The organism is Pseudomonas sp. A39 (genome assembly GCF_058145955.1).
In genome coordinates this window covers 185,321-199,823 of record NZ_JBYVMD010000009.1, presented here as the reverse complement: position 1 = coordinate 199,823, position 14,503 = coordinate 185,321, and the positions used below count along the sequence as shown (strand labels likewise).

Here is a 14,503-nt window from a genome sequence, read left to right as displayed (position 1 = left end):
ACGATCAGCGCCAGCACCGCGAGGATGATGATCATGATCAGGAAGCAGCCAAACAGCGCGATGGTGCCGGGGATGCGCCCCATCTCTTCGCGAACCATATCCCCCAGGGAACGGCCGTTACGACGCGTGGACAGGAACAGGATCATGAAGTCCTGCACCGCACCGGCCAGGACCACGCCGGCAATCAGCCAGAGCGTGCCGGGCAGATAGCCCATTTGCGCCGCCAGCACCGGGCCGACCAGCGGGCCTGCACCGGCAATCGCGGCAAAGTGGTGACCGAATAGGATGTGTTTGTTGGTCGGCACATAGTCCAGACCGTCGTTGTTGAGCACTGCGGGGGTGGCCCGCCGTGGGTCGAGTTGCATCACATTGTTAGCGATGAACAGACTGTAGTAACGGTACGCAACCAGGTAGATGGCCACAGCCGCGACCACAATCCACAAGGCGTTGATCGCCTCGCCGCGGCGCAAGGCCACTACGCCTAGGGCGCACGCTCCTACAATTGCCAGCACCAGCCAGGGTAGGTGGCGTAGCAGGCTATTATTATTTTTCATTTTTATATTCCAGCCAGGGTGGACAGAAAGGACAGCCATCCGGAGTTTAGCGCTACTGGCCTTAAAGGCCACCCCCCTACGTTGGTCTAGAGCCTTCTAGGGGCAAAAAAAGCAGAAATAACGGCCCGATGATGGCGCAGGGCTACAATCCTTCTAACCACAGAGGGTTTCACCATGACCGAGCAGCCGTCTGACCGCCGTCGTTTTCGCAGGATCGCCTTTGATGCCAAGACCGAACTTCGGCAAAACGGGCACGAATGGCCAGTGCAATTAGTAGATTTGTCGCTGAAGGGCCTGTTGGTGCAACGGCCCGAAGACTGGAAGGGCAATAAGGCGCTGCCGTTCGATGTCGACATACGCCTGGATCCCAAGGCGCATATAAAGATGCAAGTGCGACTGACCCATGAGGATCATGGGCAACTGGGTTTTGTGTGCAAAGACATCGATCTGGAGTCGATCAGCCACTTGCGGCGGCTGATCGAGTTGAATCTGGGCGACCAGGAAGAGTTGGAGCGAGAGCTGGGTGCTTTGCTGGAGGTATGAACCCCCATTATGGTTGAGCATGAATGGCTGACAGGCGCTGGATTGGTGCTGCTGGGTGTTATAACGGGTTTTATCGGAACCAATACGGGAGGCAGCGTATTTCTAACCGTTCCAGTGATGATCTGGCTTGGGATACCCCCTCAGTCTTCGATAGCGACCGCTCGCCTGGCTTCGGTAGGCACTATGTTCGCCGGCTTGAGGCACTTTCATAACAGTGGAAAAGTGGATTACAGGCTAGCGGCCCCCGCGGCGGCACTTGGGTTGGCGGGCGCCTTGATCGGTGCAAGTCTGCTCGTGCAAATAGACCCCGCGCTGCTGCATAAAATCATTGGCGGCATGACGCTACTCTTGGTGGCACTTTCACTCATCAGGAAGCCTCATTCGCCGAAGGCCACCCCCTCATCGCTCAGGCGCTTTTGCGGCTATGTACTGTTTGTTCCCGTGGGCATGATTGGCGGTTTATTTGGCGGACAAGCCAAGTTATCAACTTATTTGTATATTATTTTTTTTAAAAAAACGATCAGTGAGTCAATGGGTACTCGGAAAGTCGGAGGTCTCATCCTCTCAGTGGGATCGTTAATAATATTCGGTATCAGCGGCATCATTAATTGGCAGTACGGATGTTGCCTGATCATAGGCACGCTGGTGGGCGCCAATGCGGGCGCCAAGTTTGCTCTACAGAAAGGCGATAAGTGGATGGAGAGCGCTTTCAATGTCGTCGTCGTTGCCTTGGCGTTGAAAATGCTCTTCTGGTAGCGGTTCTCTCACGGGAAAAACGACAGTTCAGGGAAATGCCGTACGCGTAGGGAAGTCGCTTTCCGTGTCCCAGTAGCCCGCTTTCTGCCTCACCGCGACCTGCCACTGCCCATCCACAAAACGATAGGTTTGGTAGCGGGTGGCAAAATCATCCTCGCCATCACCGTCCATAAATGAAGAGATTTGCAGCAGCTCATCCGCGCCACCTTTGACCGGCGATGCAACCTGCCACGCGGCCTTGCCGGTCTGGGCCAAGGTCAGCGTTTTGACCTTGCCGTCAGCGTCCTTGTAACTCATAGGCTCAAGTTTTTGCTTGGCCGGCAGCAGCAGTTGAGTCGCCGGGCCACTGTAACTCCCCATTGGCGCGGTCTGATCAATGATCAGAAAATACACCGCGTCCGGCAGGCCTTTGAGCGGGGCTTTCTTGACCTCGGCCAAAGGATAACCGAGGTCGTCGTGCGCGACTAAATCCCCCGACGCCGACAGCAATCGCACCTGGGCTCCGAGCAGCGGGTTTTCTACCAGGTCACCGGGTTCGTCGAACGAATCCTCATCCAGGCCACTGCCCCAACTGTCCTTGTGCATCTGGGCGCTGATGCGTTGATCTTCAAGTACCAGCAAGACGCTGCCGTCTTGCGTCACTAGTTTTTGGGCCAGGCGGTAACCGGCCGGCAGCTTGGCCCCGTCGGCCCACGCCATCGCAGGCAACCCGGCCAAGGCGATAAACAAGGCGACTACGCCCCACCTACTCGATCGTTGCATTGCATCCATCCTTGATCTACTCGAAAAGTGCATCCAACGCCTGCTCCAAGCGCGTCACCCCAATAATCTGTATCCCCGGCGGCGACTCCTTCGGCGCATTACCCTTGGGCACGATGGCGCGCTTGAAGCCGTGCTTGGCAGCTTCCTTGAGACGCTCCTGGCCGCTCGGCACCGGGCGAACTTCGCCCGACAGGCCGACTTCGCCAAACACCAGCAGGTCATGAGGCAACGGCCGATTGCGCAAGCTCGACATCACAGCCGCCATCAACGCCAGGTCGGAGGCGGTTTCCAATACCTTGACCCCGCCCACTACGTTAAGGAACACGTCCTGGTCGTGGGTCGGAATACCACCGTGACGGTGCAGCACCGCCAGCAGCATCGCCAACCGGTTCTGATCCAGGCCCAGCGTCACGCGGCGCGGGTTGGCCAGATGGCTGTCATCCACCAATGCTTGCACTTCCACCAGCATCGGGCGAGTGCCTTCCCACGTCGCCATCACCACGCTGCCTGGGACTTCTTCCTGGGCGCGGGTCAGAAAAATCGCCGACGGGTTGGAGACTTCTTTCAATCCGCGGTCAGTCATGGCGAACACGCCCAACTCATTCACCGCGCCGAACCGGTTCTTTACCGCTCGCAGCAAACGCAGGCGGCCATCGGATTCACCTTCGAAATACAGTACGGTGTCGACCATATGCTCCAGCACCCGCGGCCCGGCCAATGCGCCCTCTTTGGTCACATGGCCGACCAGGAAGATCGCCGTGCCGCTCTGCTTGGCATACCGCACCAACAGCGCGGCGCTCTCACGCACCTGGGATACACCGCCCGGCGCCGATTGCAGTTGCTCGGTGAAAATCGTCTGGATCGAGTCGATCACCATGACCTTGGGTTTTTCGATCCGGGCCGTGGCGATGATGCTTTCGATGCAGGTTTCGGTCATCACCCGCAGTTGGTCCTGGGGCAAGCCCAGGCGACGGGCGCGCATAGCGACTTGTTGCTGGGATTCTTCGCCCGTGACATACAGCGCCGGCATGCGGCTGGCGATGCTGCACAGCGTCTGCAACAGGATGGTCGACTTGCCGATACCAGGGTCACCGCCGATCAGCACCACCGAGCCGTCCACCAGGCCGCCGCCCAACACGCGGTCGAGCTCACCGGAGGCTGTGGAGAAGCGCGGGATTTCTTCGACGCTGACTTCGGCCAGGGTCTTGATCTGCGCCTGCTGGCCGGTCCAGCCGGCACGGCCGGTGGGAGCCGCCGCGCCGCCGCTTTCGATCATGGTTTCAGTCAGGGTGTTCCACGCGCCGCATTCGGTGCACTGGCCGGCCCACTTGGGAAAGGTCGCGCCGCACTCCGTGCAGCCGTACATGCGCTTGGCCTTTGCCATTTGAGAACCTCCAACTGAAAAACCGCGATGATAGCTCAGCGCGGCGCCGGGGTCCGGATTTCACCGCTGGCCAATCGTGAAGCACTGTTGCCGATCGGGTCTTCAGCATTGAGGTCCGCGCCCTTGGCTTTGAGTTCGTCCAGCAACTCGACACGCTTGAACAGCCCGGCGTACATGGCCGCGGTCTGCCCGGCGCCGTTGCGCTGGTCGGGGTTGCAGTCGGTAGCGAGCAGGCGCTGGGCAATCTTCAGTTCGCCTTTGAAAATCGCCCCCATCAGTGCGGTATTACCACGTTTATCCTGCACGCAGGCGTCGGCGCCGGCGCTGAGCAGGCGTTCCACGAACGGGCCCTGCCCGTGGTAGGCGGCGAGGATCAGCGCGGTGTAGCCCTTGTCGTCCTGAGTGTTGAGGCTGTAGCCGGAGTCGATAAAGGTATTGAGCATGTCGATATCGCCCCGCCGGGCAGCGTCGAAATAGTAGTCTTGCAACTGGGCCTTGAGCGCCACCGGGTCAGGGGACTCGGCCTGGGCGACAAAGGCCAGCATGGCCATCAGCAAACCGATAGAGATACGCATGAGGTGTTCTCCTGCAAGGGTCGACGCCCAGGCATGGGCGTCGACCGCAACCAACGGATCAGTCAGTCAGTTTTTCAGCCAGCGCTTTCACGCGCGCCAGGTCACCTTTGGCGACTTTGGTCACGCCAGTGCCGTATTCCGGGTCGGCCTTATAGAGGAACGACAGGATGATGTGCTTGCTTTCGTCATCCGTGGTGGCCAGGGAGCCGCCGAAGTTATCGATCAGGTCCTGACGCTCTTTGGGGCTGTAAGAGCGATACAGGTCACCGGCCTGCTTGAAGTTCTGCTCGCGCTGGATCTTCGCTTGCTGGGTGCTGCCCGACAGCGCCGACTGGCTGTAACGCGCGGTCTGTGGCTCTTCGCGAGGTTCCAGGCGGCTTGGCTGGTAGTTCACGCCGCTGGTGGTCTTGCCAGTATTGAGTGCACCGTCCTGGTTACCGTTGTTGACGGTCACCCGTGGCGCGTTGATCGGCAGTTGCAGGGCGTTGGCGCCCAGGCGGTACATCTGGGTGTCGGCGTAGGAGAACACGCGGCCTTGCAGCAGGCGGTCTTCCGACGGCTCGATGCCCGGCACCAGGTTGGCCGGGGCCATGGCCACCTGCTCGGTTTCCTGGAAGACGTTGGCCGGGTTACGGTTCAACACCATCTGTCCAACTTTGCGCTCGGGCACATTCGGCCAGATCTTGGTGGCGTCCAGCGGGTCGAAGTCGAACTTGGCCAGGTCTTCAGGCTTGAGCACCTGCACGTACAGGTCCCACTTGGGGAAATCGCCCTTGTTGATATGGGTGACCAGGTCGTTGGTCATGTGGCTGTAGTCACGCCCCTGCACTTCGGTGACTTGCTTGGGATCAAGATTCTTGATGCCTTGCAGGCTCTTCCAGTGGAACTTGACGTAGTGCACCTCGCCCTTGGCGTTGATCAGCTTGTAGGCGTGCACGCCGTTGCCGTCCATCTCCCGGTAGCTGGCCGGGGTGCCGGAGTCGGAGTACAGCTCGGTGAGCGTACGGGTGGACTCGGGTACGTGGGAGAAGAAATCGAAGCGACGGGAATCGTCATCCAGGTTGGTGCGCGGGTCCGGCTTGAAGGCGTGGACCATGTCCGGGAACTTGATGGCATCACGGATAAAGAACGTCGGGAAGTTGTTGCCGACCAGGTCCCAGTTGCCATCGGCGGTGTAGAACTTGGTGGCGAAACCGCGTGGGTCACGCAGGGTTTCCGGGGAGTGGTTGCCGTGGACCACAGCGGAGAAGCGCACAAACACCGGGGTGGCTTCGCCGGCTGCGAATACCTTGGCCTTGGTCAGGTCGCTGAGGCTGTCAGTGACGGTGAAGGTGCCGTGGGCGCCGGTGCCACGGGCGTGTACCACGCGCTCGGGGATGCGCTCGCGGTCAAAGCGTTGCAGCTTTTGAATAAGCTGCACGTCTTGCAGCACCACCGGGCCATTAGCGCCGGCGGTCTGCGAGTTCTGGTTGTCGCCGACAGCGGCACCATTATCGCGGGTCAGGTTAGCGGCTTGCACTGAGAGGGAAAGCAGGCTGGCGGTCACCAGTACCAGCGCGGTTCGCGCTGCAACAGGCCCGCGGGTCATTGGGGTTTTCATCAGGGTTTCCTCTGGTTTTTTTAGTGCACATTCAGTTGTGCTTGCCAGAGGCTAGTGACCCGAGCGCCAGAAGATAAATAGAAAAGCCATACCAACCCGATTAATAAAATAATCTGGTAACCCACTGATGCCACGCGTATTTCGCGCGCGATTGGTGGCACTTTGCAAACTATTTGCGATTTAATGTGTCGATTAAAGCTAACAGTGTTAGCGGTTGTGTCAGGCAAGCCCGCTACGACTGACTTACACTAAGTGCCACCCTTCTCATCTGTAACAAGGAATAACCTATGGGCGTGATCAGTGAGTTCAAGGCCTTCGCGGTCAAAGGTAATGTGGTCGACATGGCCGTCGGTATCATCATCGGCGCAGCCTTCGGCAAAATTGTTTCTTCGTTTGTAGGCGACGTGGTGATGCCGCCCATTGGTCTGTTGATCGGTGGCGTGGACTTCGGCGACCTGGCGATCACGCTCAAGGCGGCGCAGGGCGATGTGCCTGCGGTGGTGCTGGCATACGGCAAGTTCATCCAGAGCGTGATCGACTTTGTGATCGTCGCGTTTGCGATCTTCATGGGGGTCAAGGCGATCAACCGTCTGAAGCGTGAAGAGGCGGTAGCGCCTAGCCTGCCACCAACGCCGACCAAGGAAGAAGTATTGCTGGGTGAGATCCGCGATCTGCTCAAGGCGCAGAATGACAAGCCGCTTCCGTAAGTACAGGCTTGGAAAAAAGGCGCCTGCTTGAGGCTAATGCCAGTCAGTTAATCTGAAGCAGCAAGAGCGAAAAGTCCCAGTCTTTTGAAACAAAGAGCTGGGGCCGCTTCGCGACCCAGCGGGAGCAAGCTCCCTCGCCACAGGTACGGTGCTCACCCTTAACTGACTGGCATTACCTGCTTGAGGCGCCTTTTTTATTACCAGTAGTTTTCCACGGCCACCTGGCCAGGGCGGCGGCTCAAGCTCAGATTCATGTCGCGCTGTTTGAGCAACTGGCGCGTGTCATCGACCATCTGCGGGTTACCGCAAATCAGCACGCGGGAATGTTCCGGGGTCAGTTCGACGCCGGCCGCGCGTTCCAGCTCGCCATTTTCGATCAACGTGGTAATACGCCCATTCAGCGCGCCCGGATGTTGCTCACGGGTGACGATAGGGATGTAGGTGAGCTTATGCGCATACTCAGCCAGGTACTCGCGCTCGCCCAGTGCCTTGATCAGCGACTGATAAGCCAACTCCCTGGCTTCCCGCGCGCTGTAGACGAGGATGATGCGCTCGAATTTCTCCCAGACTTCGAAGTCCTGCAGGATCGACAGGAACGGCGCCACGCCAGTACCGGTGCCCAACAGCCATAAGTCGCGACCATCGACGAAGCGATTCAAGGTCAGGAACCCCGTGGCCTGGCGCTCCACCATCAAGGTATCGCCCACTCTCAGGCGGCTCAGTTCACTGGTGAACTCACCCTCCGGGACGACGATCGAGAAGAAATCCAAGTGCTCATCAAACGGCGAAGACACCAAGGAATAGGCGCGCCATACGGTGCTGCCATCCGCCTTGGTCACCCCCAGGCGCACGAACTGGCCGGCGGTAAAACGAAAGCCTGGGTCGCGGGTGGTGCGCAGCGTAAACAGGCTGGGGGTCAGCGATTGCACATCGAGCAAGGTCTGGCGGGTAAATTTCTCAGCACTGGCCGTCATGGGGGGCTCCGTTCTACAGGTGCCCTAGTGTCCCTCAAAGTCGCCTGTGGAAACACCTATGGTTGGTAGTGGCATCGTAAACCCACAGAACAGTGGCAATTTAATACCAACCCCAAAACATTTCGCTATTAGCGTGTATCACAACGTCACAAACATACTGTTAGTTGAGCGTTACAGCGTGCCCAACCCACTAAAAAACCGTAAGAAACTAAATGACGCCTTTTTAAGGCTTACTAAACATCCAGTGAAAAATCCTTAAACCCTGCAGCCTAAGAACAAAAATTTCCTTTCGCAATGTAGGCCCTGTCCTACACTCACTGGCGTACAGCGTTGGGGGTCCAGGACGTACCCCAAGTCAGAGAAAACCCATGGAGAGTTACCAATGCTTAACTGGCGCAACACTAGACTCCCCAAACTGGAAGGCGAGAACGAGATCACCAGTGTATTTGAGATGGTTATCAACCAAACGTATGAACTCGGCTTCCAATATTGTTCCTTCAAAATGAGCTCGCAGGTATCCGAAAACCAAACCAATCCGATTGAATTCACCAACTATCCGAAAGAATGGACGACCGTCTATAACCAAGCGCGCTACTTCGATGTAGATCCCGTTGTTAAACACTGCAAGCGATGTGTATTACCCGTCGTCTGGGAGGGAACCTTATTTAAAGATGCACCCAGCCTATGGTCCTTGGCCCAAACCTTAAATGTGAACGTGGCATGGACCCAGGCCGTGCATGATTTCCAGGGTGTGTTCAGCATGCTGACCCTGAGCCGTGGCACCGACGATGTAAGCCCGGTAGAGTTGTATGAAAAGGCGGGCCACGTCTTGTGGCTGTGCCATGCCATGCATGCCGTCGTGGCGCAAAAATACGCCGGTAAACCCAGCGCCCTTCCACCGAGTAAGCTGACGCCACGGGAAACTGAAATTCTCAAGTGGTCCGCCATGGGCAAGACAGCGTCGGATATCGCTACCATCCTTTGTCTGTCGGAGCGTACGGTGGGGTTTCACATCAGCAGTACGTTCAAGAAACTGGGGGTCAATAACAAGATTGCCGCCGTGCTCTGTGCCTCCAAAGCGGGGCTGTTCTAACCGTGCAGAAACACCGCATGTAATCGCTCTGAAAAAAACGTAACATTTACGCCCGGTTCTGAGTGATGAGCAGCCCCCCAGGTGCCGCTCGACGTTCGCTCAGACGGTTCGGCCCATGACTGCCGAACACCCATCGTTTACCCAGAGCCTGTCCCGCCATGCCCCTGCTCGAAAGCCCTTTCGCCCAGCTCGATCTGATCCGCCAGCCAGAGCAACATAACGATCCGCTGCAAGCCTTCGACGCCGCCGACGAATACCTGCTGAGCCATTTGGCCGATCAAACGCCGAACGCCAGCACCCGCGTGTTGGTCCTCAATGACAGCTTTGGCGCCCTGGCCGCCAGTCTCGAAGGCAAGGTGCAGGTCACCTCCAGCGGCGACTCGTTCCTCGCGGCCCAGGGCCTGGAGAAAAACCTGGTGCGCAACGGCAAGACGTTTAACGCCGTGCCGTTCATTCCCGCCAATCAGACCCTGGTCGGGCCTTTCGATCGCGTGCTGATCCGCGTTCCGAAAACCCTGGCCTTGTTGGAAGAACAACTGATTCGCTTGCAAGGCCAACTGGCACCGGGTGCCGAAGTCATCGCCGGGGCGATGATCAAGCACTTGCCACGGGCGGCGGGCGAATTGCTGGAGCGTTACATCGGGCCGATGCAAGCGTCGCTTGCGGTAAAAAAGGCGCGCTTGCTGATCGCCTCCGTTGAAGACCGCCCCGTTGCCGTCTCGCCCTACCCCACCCGCTACACCGTGGACGCACCGGCCATTGAATTGCTGAACCACGCCAATGTGTTCTGTCGCGAAAGCCTGGACATCGGCACCCGCGCGTTCCTGCCACACCTGCCGAAGAACCTGGGCAGTGCCCGCGTGGCAGACCTGGGCTGCGGCAACGGCATACTGGCGATCGCCAGCGCGCTGCAGAACCCCGAGGCGCACTACACCTTGGTGGACGAATCCTACATGGCCGTGCAATCGGCGCAGGAAAACTGGCACGCCGCCCTCGGCCAGCGCGAGGCGGTCATACGCGCCGGCGATGGCCTGGCAGGGCAGGCGCCCGACTCGCTGGACGTGGTGCTGTGCAACCCGCCCTTCCATCAGCAACAGGTGGTCGGTGACTTCCTTGCCTGGCGCATGTTCCAACAGGCACGGGACGCCCTGGTGGTAGGCGGCGCCCTCTATATAGTCGGCAACCGTCATCTGGGTTACCACACCAAGCTTGCGCGCTTGTTCCGGGGTGTCGAGCAAGTCGCCACCACGCCGAAATTCGTGATCCTCAAAGCGCGCAAATAAAAAAACCCTGCTCCTCTTGCGAAAAGCAGGGTTGAAAAGCCGGGCCGCGAGGCCCGGATCGGGATGTCAGTGGGTCGTCAGGCCGGCCGCATTCATGAACATGCGCATCAGGCTGGCCACGACGAACAGGGCCAGCACGCTGCCGGTCCAGATCATCGCCAGCCACCCCAGGCGCCGCCACAGCGGCTGTTTCTCGGCCTGTTCAATCTCGTGCAACGAAGGTTTGCCGGACATGGAACGACCCTCCTAGTGATAACCGTCTTCGTGGGTGACCTTGCCGCGGAACACGTAGTAGCTCCAGAAGGTGTAGCCCAGGATGAACGGAATGATGAATAACGTGCCCACCAGCATGAACCCCTGGCTTTGCGGCGGCGCGGCAGCGTCCCAGATCGACACTGAGGGCGGAATGATGTTCGGCCACAGGCTGATGCCCAAACCGCTGTAGCCCAGGAAAATCAGCACCAGCGTCAGCAGGAACGGTGTGTAGTGCGCATTACGCGCCACGGCGCGGATCAGCCCGTACATGGTCACCAGCACCAGGATCGGCACCGGCAGGAACCAGAACAGGTTCGGCAGCGTGAACCAGCGCGAGGCGATTTCCGGGTGCGTCAGTGGCGTCCAGATACTCACGATGCCGATGACCGCCAGCACCACGAAGGCCAACGGCCGCGCGAGGTTGTGCATCTTTTCCTGAAGCGGGCCTTCGGTCTTCATGATCAGCCAGGTGCAGCCGAGCAACGCATAGGCCACGATCAGCGCCACGCCGCAGAACATCGTGAACGGCGTGGCCCAGTCCAGCGAACCGCCGGCGAACTGACGGTTGACCACCGGGATGCCGTCGATAAACGCCCCCAACGCCACGCCCTGGAAGAACGTCGCGGCCAGCGAGCCGCCGATGAACGCCTTGTCCCACAGGTGACGTTTATGGTCCTTGGCCTTGAAGCGGAACTCGAACGCTACGCCACGGAAGATCAAGCCGATCAGCATCAGGATCAACGGCAGGTACAGCGCCGACAACACCACCGAATAGGCCAGCGGGAACGCGCCGAACAACGCCGCGCCGCCGAGTACCAGCCAGGTTTCGTTACCGTCCCAGACCGGCGCCACGGTGTTCATCATCACGTCACGGTCGGTCTTGCCCGGGATAAACGGGAAGAGGATGCCGATACCCAGGTCGAAGCCGTCCATGACCACGTACATCATGATGCCGAAGATGATGATCACGGCCCAGATCAGCGGAAGATCAATACCCATCTCAATTCCCCTTGTGCTGGATGTGCGCGTGATCGTCGTCGGCACCGTCATCGGCTGCAGACAACGGACGAGCCGGCGTGCGTTTCTGGCCAGGGCCACCGTGGGTAGGTTCGCTGCCTTCGTGGGTCTGGGGCCCTTTGCGCACCAGGCGCATCATGTAGCCCAGCCCCGCACCGAACAGTGCGAAGTACACCACCACGAACAACACCAGGGTGATCGTCATCTGCGCCAGGCTATGCCCGGAAGAAGCGTCCGCCGTGCGCATCAGCCCGTAGACCACCCACGGCTGGCGGCCGATCTCGGTGGTGAACCAGCCGGCGAGAATCGCGATCAGCCCGGACGGGCCCATCCACAACGCCAGGTACAGGAACGGTTTGGACGTGTACATTTTGTCGCCCCGGCGCAGCCAGAGGCTGAACAGGCCGGTGAAGATCATCAGGAAGCCCAGGCCGACCATGACCCGGAACGACCAGAACACGATGGTCGAATTTGGGCGGTCCTCAGGCGGGAACTCCTTGAGCGCCGGCACCTGTTTGTCCAGGGAATGGGTCAGGATCAGGCTGCCCAGATAGGGGATTTCCACCGCGTACTTGGTTTTTTCGGCCTTCATGTCGGGCCAGCCAAACAGGATCAGCGGCGTGGGTTCGTTGCCGATGTTTTCCCAGTGACCTTCAATCGCAGCGATTTTCGCCGGCTGATGCTTCAAGGTGTTAAGGCCATGGAAGTCGCCGATCACCGCCTGGATAGGCGCGACGATCAAGGCCATCCACATCGCCATCGAGAGCATTTTACGGATCGCCGGGTTGTCCTTGCCGCGCAACAAGTGCCAGGCCGCCGAGGAGCCGACGAAGAACGCGGTGGCTACAAAGGCTGCGGTGGCCATGTGCGCCAGGCGATAGGGGAACGACGGGTTGAAGACGACGGCAAACCAATCGGTCGGAATCACCCGGCCATCAATGATTTCAAAGCCCTGGGGCGTCTGCATCCAGCTGTTGGACGAGAGGATCCAAAACGTGGAAATCAGCGTCCCGACGGCCACCATCACGGTGGAGAAGAAGTGCAGGTTGCGCCCGACCTTATTCCAGCCGAACAGCATTACGCCGAGGAAACCGGCCTCAAGGAAGAAGGCCGTGAGCACTTCATACGTCAGCAGCGGCCCGGTGACGGCGCCGGCGAAGTCCGAGAAGCGGCTCCAGTTGGTGCCGAACTGGTAAGCCATGACCAGGCCGGAGACCACACCCATGCCGAAGTTGACGGCAAAGATCTTCGACCAGAAATGGTAGAGGTCACGGTAGGTGTCGTTACGGGTCTTGAGCCACAAGCCTTCCAGCACCGCGAGGTAACTGGCCAGGCCGATGGTGATCGCCGGGAACAGGATGTGGAAAGAGATGGTGAACGCAAATTGAATTCGGGCGAGATCTAGCGCCTCCAAACCGAACATAAGTCTTCCTCTGTCAGGTAATACCGGCTGCTGGCGGAAGCCTGCACCCACTGCCCCCACGGATATGGAGTCTGGCGAATTTCAATTCGTTTCTTTTTTTAACCATCGCGTAGGGAATCTGGCCCTGAGGCCGCCAGGTCAATGCCCGGGCGGGCATTGATCTGGATCAAGCATTGCTAAAAGAGTAGTCCCATTTTCAGGAATGAACTGTGTGGTCTTTTGCCGCGTGACAGACTGCCTCAGCTCAGTTGTTGCAACTATCTGTTACAACTTAATGATAATCTCGGCCCTCCTCCAGCCCTGACCTGAAGCCCCGATGCCTAGTGAACCCGCGTTGCTGTTGCGTCATCACCGCCCTTTCATCGCGTTCTGGCTGGCGCGCATCTTTACCGCCAGCGGCTTCCAGATGCTCACCGTGGCCATCGGCTGGAACCTCTACCAACTGACCGGCAATGTGCTGGACCTGGGGTTGGTTGGCCTGGTGGAGTTCGTGCCGCGCGTGCTGTTCATGTTGCACACCGGGCACGTGGCCGATCGCTATGAGCGGCGCAAGGTCGCGGCCATCTGCCAGACCGTGCAGGCGCTGATAGCCCTGAGCCTGGCGATTGGCGGCCTGACCGGCAACGTGACCCGCGAGATGATCTTTATCCTCGCCTTTCTGCTCGGCGCCGCGCGCTCGTTTGAAATGCCCACCACCCAGGCCATGTTGCCAAGCATCGTGCCCAGCGCGTTGTTCCCACGGGCCGTGGCGTCGTCGCAGTCGGCCCAGCAGTTGGCAACCATCGTCGCGCCGGCGCTCGGCGGTTTGCTCTACGCGTTTGGCAGCGTGTGGGTGTATGGCCCCACGGTGGTGCTGTACCTCATTGCCTGCGTGCTGACCCTCAACCTGCCCGCACGCCAGACGCCGCTCAACAAAGGCAAGGCCACCCTGGATTCGCTGTTGGCCGGCATCCATTTTATCCGCAGTCGCCCGGACATCCTCGGCGCCATCTCCCTCGACCTGTTCGCCGTGCTGCTGGGCGGCGCCACCGCGTTGCTGCCGGTGTTCGCCAAGGACATCCTGCTGACGGGTGCCTGGGGCCTGGGCCTGCTGCGGTCGGCGCCGGCCGTGGGAGCGTTGTTGATGTCGCTGTGGTTGGCGCGGTTCTCGGTGGATCGCCATGTAGGCCGTGTGATGTTCACTGCCGTTGGCGTGTTCGGCGTGGCAACCATTGCCTTCGGCCTCTCCACGTCGTTCTGGTTTTCCCTGGCGGTGCTGGTGGTGCTCGGGGCGGCGGACATGATCAGCATGGTGATCCGCGCGTCGTTTGTGCAGTTGGAAACACCTGATGAAATGCGCGGGCGAGTCAGTGCCGTCAACGGCCTGTTCATCGGCGCGTCCAACCAATTGGGCGAGTTCGAATCCGGGATTACCGCCCACTGGTTCGGCACCGTGCCCGCCGTGGTCATGGGCGGGATCGGGACGCTGGTGGTGACTGGGGTGTGGATCAAGCTGTTCCCGACCCTGGCGAATCGGGATCGCATGCATGTGCCGGTGGAAGAGCCCGCTCAAAAAACCACCGCATAACCCATGTGGG

At 59.4% G+C, this 14,503-nt stretch carries 15 protein-coding genes; 6 read left to right on the top strand and 9 right to left on the bottom strand.

Translation table 11 applies throughout. The annotated features are described in order from the left end of the window. The coding region (locus AC3ZU9_RS10090) for a carbon starvation CstA family protein (RefSeq protein ID WP_490090660.1) at nucleotides 1–554 on the bottom strand (554 nt) is incomplete at its 3' end. A 174-nt stretch (nucleotides 555–728) separates the two neighbouring features. Here AC3ZU9_RS10090 and AC3ZU9_RS10085 point away from each other — a divergent pair. Continuing rightward, complete coding sequence (locus AC3ZU9_RS10085; RefSeq protein WP_015885985.1) at nucleotides 729–1,097, top strand: PilZ domain-containing protein; 369 nt, start codon at nucleotides 729–731, stop codon at nucleotides 1,095–1,097. A gap of 9 nt (nucleotides 1,098–1,106) precedes the next feature. Continuing rightward, the gene (locus AC3ZU9_RS10080; protein ID WP_490090659.1) at nucleotides 1,107–1,853 is read left to right on the top strand and encodes a sulfite exporter TauE/SafE family protein; all 747 of its coding nucleotides are present in this window, start codon (nucleotides 1,107–1,109) and stop codon (nucleotides 1,851–1,853) included. A gap of 27 nt (nucleotides 1,854–1,880) precedes the next feature. Here AC3ZU9_RS10080 and AC3ZU9_RS10075 read toward each other — a convergent pair whose 3' ends face one another. The 4 genes from AC3ZU9_RS10075 to katB are packed head-to-tail and all read right to left on the bottom strand — an operon-like array spanning nucleotide 1,881 to nucleotide 6,174. Then, nucleotides 1,881–2,615: a hypothetical protein gene (locus AC3ZU9_RS10075; protein ID WP_490090658.1), complete on the bottom strand. Its 735-nt coding sequence runs from the start codon at nucleotides 2,613–2,615 to the stop codon at nucleotides 1,881–1,883. Between the two features lie 16 nt (nucleotides 2,616–2,631). Beyond that, the gene (radA, locus tag AC3ZU9_RS10070; RefSeq protein WP_003235145.1) at nucleotides 2,632–3,999 is read right to left on the bottom strand and encodes a DNA repair protein RadA; all 1,368 of its coding nucleotides are present in this window, start codon (nucleotides 3,997–3,999) and stop codon (nucleotides 2,632–2,634) included. Nucleotides 4,000–4,034: 35 nt separating this feature from the next. Beyond that, the gene (locus AC3ZU9_RS10065; RefSeq protein ID WP_015885988.1) at nucleotides 4,035–4,574 is read right to left on the bottom strand and encodes an ankyrin repeat domain-containing protein; all 540 of its coding nucleotides are present in this window, start codon (nucleotides 4,572–4,574) and stop codon (nucleotides 4,035–4,037) included. Nucleotides 4,575–4,632: 58 nt separating this feature from the next. After that, nucleotides 4,633–6,174 (bottom strand): catalase KatB, encoded by a 1,542-nt coding sequence (katB, locus tag AC3ZU9_RS10060; protein WP_122810740.1) that lies wholly within the window; start codon nucleotides 6,172–6,174, stop codon nucleotides 4,633–4,635. A 287-nt stretch (nucleotides 6,175–6,461) separates the two neighbouring features. Between katB and mscL the strand changes: the two genes are divergently transcribed. Beyond that, complete coding sequence (mscL, locus tag AC3ZU9_RS10055; RefSeq protein ID WP_015885990.1) at nucleotides 6,462–6,881, top strand: large-conductance mechanosensitive channel protein MscL; 420 nt, start codon at nucleotides 6,462–6,464, stop codon at nucleotides 6,879–6,881. A gap of 197 nt (nucleotides 6,882–7,078) precedes the next feature. Here mscL and AC3ZU9_RS10050 read toward each other — a convergent pair whose 3' ends face one another. Further along, on the bottom strand, nucleotides 7,079–7,855 hold the full coding sequence (locus tag AC3ZU9_RS10050) for a ferredoxin--NADP reductase (RefSeq protein ID WP_122810741.1): 777 nt from the start codon (nucleotides 7,853–7,855) through the stop codon (nucleotides 7,079–7,081). Nucleotides 7,856–8,237: 382 nt separating this feature from the next. On the opposite strand from AC3ZU9_RS10050, the gene AC3ZU9_RS10045 reads away from it, so the two are divergent. Together AC3ZU9_RS10045 and AC3ZU9_RS10040 are read left to right on the top strand one after the other, a co-directional pair. Beyond that, a complete protein-coding gene (locus AC3ZU9_RS10045; protein ID WP_015885992.1) occupies nucleotides 8,238–8,948 on the top strand; it encodes a helix-turn-helix transcriptional regulator in 711 nt (236 codons plus the stop codon). Nucleotides 8,949–9,106: 158 nt separating this feature from the next. Beyond that, on the top strand, nucleotides 9,107–10,231 hold the full coding sequence (locus tag AC3ZU9_RS10040; protein ID WP_490090657.1) for a methyltransferase: 1,125 nt from the start codon (nucleotides 9,107–9,109) through the stop codon (nucleotides 10,229–10,231). Between the two features lie 66 nt (nucleotides 10,232–10,297). Here AC3ZU9_RS10040 and AC3ZU9_RS10035 read toward each other — a convergent pair whose 3' ends face one another. Genes AC3ZU9_RS10035 through AC3ZU9_RS10025 form a run of 3 tightly spaced genes read right to left on the bottom strand, consistent with a single transcriptional unit; the run spans nucleotide 10,298 to nucleotide 12,926 of the window. Beyond that, nucleotides 10,298–10,465: a DUF2474 domain-containing protein gene (locus tag AC3ZU9_RS10035; RefSeq protein WP_010206690.1), complete on the bottom strand. Its 168-nt coding sequence runs from the start codon at nucleotides 10,463–10,465 to the stop codon at nucleotides 10,298–10,300. 12 nt (nucleotides 10,466–10,477) lie between these two features. After that, nucleotides 10,478–11,485: a cytochrome d ubiquinol oxidase subunit II gene (gene cydB, locus AC3ZU9_RS10030; RefSeq protein ID WP_015885994.1), complete on the bottom strand. Its 1,008-nt coding sequence runs from the start codon at nucleotides 11,483–11,485 to the stop codon at nucleotides 10,478–10,480. Nucleotide 11,486: 1 nt separating this feature from the next. Next, nucleotides 11,487–12,926, bottom strand: coding sequence for a cytochrome ubiquinol oxidase subunit I (locus AC3ZU9_RS10025; protein WP_015885995.1), 1,440 nt, complete (start codon nucleotides 12,924–12,926; stop codon nucleotides 11,487–11,489). Between the two features lie 316 nt (nucleotides 12,927–13,242). Between AC3ZU9_RS10025 and AC3ZU9_RS10020 the strand changes: the two genes are divergently transcribed. Next, nucleotides 13,243–14,493, top strand: coding sequence for an MFS transporter (locus AC3ZU9_RS10020; RefSeq protein ID WP_490090656.1), 1,251 nt, complete (start codon nucleotides 13,243–13,245; stop codon nucleotides 14,491–14,493). The last annotated feature ends 10 nt before the right edge of the window (nucleotides 14,494–14,503 follow it).

What these genes read in the sequence shown, in the direction of transcription:
- AC3ZU9_RS10085 (WP_015885985.1), top strand. Translation starts at nt 729, where the DNA reads ATGACCGAGCAGCCGTCTGACCGCCGTCGTTTTCGCAGGATCGCCTTT.
- AC3ZU9_RS10080 (WP_490090659.1), top strand. Translation starts at nt 1,107, where the DNA reads ATGGTTGAGCATGAATGGCTGACAGGCGCTGGATTGGTGCTGCTGGGT.
- AC3ZU9_RS10075 (WP_490090658.1), bottom strand. Translation starts at nt 2,615, where the DNA reads ATGCAACGATCGAGTAGGTGGGGCGTAGTCGCCTTGTTTATCGCCTTG.
- radA (WP_003235145.1), bottom strand. Translation starts at nt 3,999, where the DNA reads ATGGCAAAGGCCAAGCGCATGTACGGCTGCACGGAGTGCGGCGCGACC.
- AC3ZU9_RS10065 (WP_015885988.1), bottom strand. Translation starts at nt 4,574, where the DNA reads ATGCGTATCTCTATCGGTTTGCTGATGGCCATGCTGGCCTTTGTCGCC.
- katB (WP_122810740.1), bottom strand. Translation starts at nt 6,174, where the DNA reads ATGAAAACCCCAATGACCCGCGGGCCTGTTGCAGCGCGAACCGCGCTG.
- mscL (WP_015885990.1), top strand. Translation starts at nt 6,462, where the DNA reads ATGGGCGTGATCAGTGAGTTCAAGGCCTTCGCGGTCAAAGGTAATGTG.
- AC3ZU9_RS10050 (WP_122810741.1), bottom strand. Translation starts at nt 7,855, where the DNA reads ATGACGGCCAGTGCTGAGAAATTTACCCGCCAGACCTTGCTCGATGTG.
- AC3ZU9_RS10045 (WP_015885992.1), top strand. Translation starts at nt 8,238, where the DNA reads ATGCTTAACTGGCGCAACACTAGACTCCCCAAACTGGAAGGCGAGAAC.
- AC3ZU9_RS10040 (WP_490090657.1), top strand. Translation starts at nt 9,107, where the DNA reads ATGCCCCTGCTCGAAAGCCCTTTCGCCCAGCTCGATCTGATCCGCCAG.
- AC3ZU9_RS10035 (WP_010206690.1), bottom strand. Translation starts at nt 10,465, where the DNA reads ATGTCCGGCAAACCTTCGTTGCACGAGATTGAACAGGCCGAGAAACAG.
- cydB (WP_015885994.1), bottom strand. Translation starts at nt 11,485, where the DNA reads ATGGGTATTGATCTTCCGCTGATCTGGGCCGTGATCATCATCTTCGGC.
- AC3ZU9_RS10025 (WP_015885995.1), bottom strand. Translation starts at nt 12,926, where the DNA reads ATGTTCGGTTTGGAGGCGCTAGATCTCGCCCGAATTCAATTTGCGTTC.
- AC3ZU9_RS10020 (WP_490090656.1), top strand. Translation starts at nt 13,243, where the DNA reads ATGCCTAGTGAACCCGCGTTGCTGTTGCGTCATCACCGCCCTTTCATC.